Consider the following 1,546-nt stretch of genomic DNA (forward strand, 5'->3'; position numbering starts at 1 on the left):
AACCTGCCGCTGACGGGTGTGGGCGTGGTCAATCGCATCATTACCGATCTGGGCGTGATTGATGTGACGCCGCAGGGGCTCAAGTTGATCGAGCTGGCTGCCGGCGTGACCAAGAATGAGGTGATCGCCAATACCGAGGCGGAACTCGACGTCAGCGCAGTGTAATCATTTACGTTCGATCTGCGTTCTCTTCGGAGGACAACGGCACAGGGGGCGAAGCCTGTGCCGTTTTTTTGCGGGTCTATCCGTTTCGGGCCAACCGTTCGCGGATGTGTTCTTCGTGGAATACCGTGTGTGCGGGTTTGATCAGATCGCTGCGGCTGATCAGGCCGATCAGTTGCAGCGAGCCGGCGTCGACAACTACCGGCAGGCGTTCGACGTGATGCGCGGCCATGCGGCGCGCAATCGACTGGCAGGTTTCGGTGCCGAGCGCAAACAGCGCCGGTCGCTGCGGCAGCAGTTCCTGCACCGGCGTTGCGGCCGGATGATTGCTCAGGTAATCGAACAGCATGGCGCGATCCAGCATGCCGGCCAGTGTGCCGTCGACGCGGCAGACCGGGAAGGCGCGATGGCGCTGCGCGGCGCCGAAGTATTCGGATGTAATCTGCTGCAGGCTGGCTGCGGCCGGGATGCGCATGACGTCTTTGGTCATGACTTCTTCGACGAACACGCGTTCTTGCGGATCGACGCTGTATTCACGGTAAATGTGCAAACCGCGCCGCGCGATTTTTTCCGTCATGATGGAGCGGCGCATGACCAGCACGGTGAAGCCGTAGGAAATTCCCGTTGCCAGCAGCAATGGCAGGAAAGCATTGAAGTCGCCGGTCAGCCCGAGCGCAAACACGGCCGCCGTCAGCGGCGCGCCGAGCACGCCGGCCAGCACCGCCGCCATGCACACCAGCGGCCACAAGCTGGCGTCGCTGCCCGGCACGGCGTAAGCGACGGCGGTGCCGAGTCCGGCGCCCAGCATCAGCAGCGGCGCCAGTACGCCGCCCGAGGTGCCGGAGCCGAGCGCGATTACCCAGATGACGGCCTTGACCGCCAGCAATGAGAGCACTGCCGAAACCGCCAGATGGTGATTGAGCAGATCGGCGATGACGTCGTAGCCGACTCCGAGCGCGCGCGGCTGGAAGTAACCGCCGATGCCGACCGCCACGGCGCCCAACGCCGGCCACCACATCCAATGCAGCGACAAGGCGTGGAAGCGGTCTTCGACCCAGTACAAGGCCACCGACATCGCCGACGACAGCGCGCCGCTCAGCAATCCCGCCGCGATGCAGACCAGCAGCGCCGACAGGCCGACCGGCTCGGTGTGCAGCGGGAACAGCGGACCCGGCGCCAGCAGCAGCGGGCGTGCAAAACCGGCCACCGCGCATGCCAGGATCACTGGCAGCAAACTGCGCGGCCGCCATTCGAACAACAGCAATTCCACCGCCAGCAGCACCGCCGCCACCGGCGTGCCGAACACGGCGGTCATGCCGGCGGTGGCCCCTGCGACCAGCAGCGTTTTGCGTTCCGCCGCGCTGACATGGAAATGCTGGGCGAT

At 65.0% G+C, this 1,546-nt stretch carries 1 protein-coding gene and 1 pseudogene; one reads left to right on the top strand and one right to left on the bottom strand.

The features are described from left to right. Positions 1-165: pseudogene (locus RV1423_RS28150) on the top strand (succinyl-CoA--3-ketoacid-CoA transferase); the annotation flags it as partial. Between the two features lie 76 nt (positions 166-241). Here the strand turns inward: RV1423_RS28150 and RV1423_RS28155 are convergent. After that, positions 242-1,546: chloride channel protein (locus tag RV1423_RS28155; protein ID WP_034303958.1), on the bottom strand; the 1,305-nt coding region annotated here is incomplete at its 5' end.

The sequence above is a fragment of the Herbaspirillum sp. RV1423 genome (genome assembly GCF_000577615.1).
Classification (GTDB): domain Bacteria; phylum Pseudomonadota; class Gammaproteobacteria; order Burkholderiales; family Burkholderiaceae_D; genus Herbaspirillum.